This window comes from Mordavella massiliensis (assembly GCF_016901695.1).
Classification (GTDB): domain Bacteria; phylum Bacillota; class Clostridia; order Lachnospirales; family Lachnospiraceae; genus Claveliimonas; species Claveliimonas massiliensis_A.
Genome location: NZ_JACJKS010000104.1, coordinates 1 through 259, shown reverse-complemented (window position 1 = coordinate 259; position 259 = coordinate 1). Strand labels below are relative to the sequence as shown.

Genomic DNA, 259 nt, shown 5'->3' with positions numbered 1-259 from the left:
ACCTGCTCTCCCACACCGTCTCCAGTGCAGTACCATCGGCCGCTTAGGTCTTAACCATCGTGTTCGGGATGGGTACGGGTGTGCCCCCTAAGCGCATCGCCACCAGCAGTATCATCCGTTCTTTTGACGGAACAAATGATTCTCTTTTCCCCTTGATAGCTGAGCAATAGACAACGGTCCTTACTTCTTTTCCTTAGAAAGGAGGTGATCCAGCCGCACCTTCCGATACGGCTACCTTGTTACGACTTCACCCCAGTTA

The 259-nt window shown here is 52.1% G+C and carries 2 rRNA genes; both read right to left on the bottom strand.

Annotated features, from left to right (window positions below):
• Positions 1 to 107: ribosomal RNA gene (rrf, locus tag H6A20_RS13300) — 5S ribosomal RNA — on the bottom strand; the annotation flags it as partial.
• A 90-nt stretch (positions 108 to 197) separates the two neighbouring features.
• Positions 198 to 259: ribosomal RNA gene (locus H6A20_RS13295) — 16S ribosomal RNA — on the bottom strand; the annotation flags it as partial.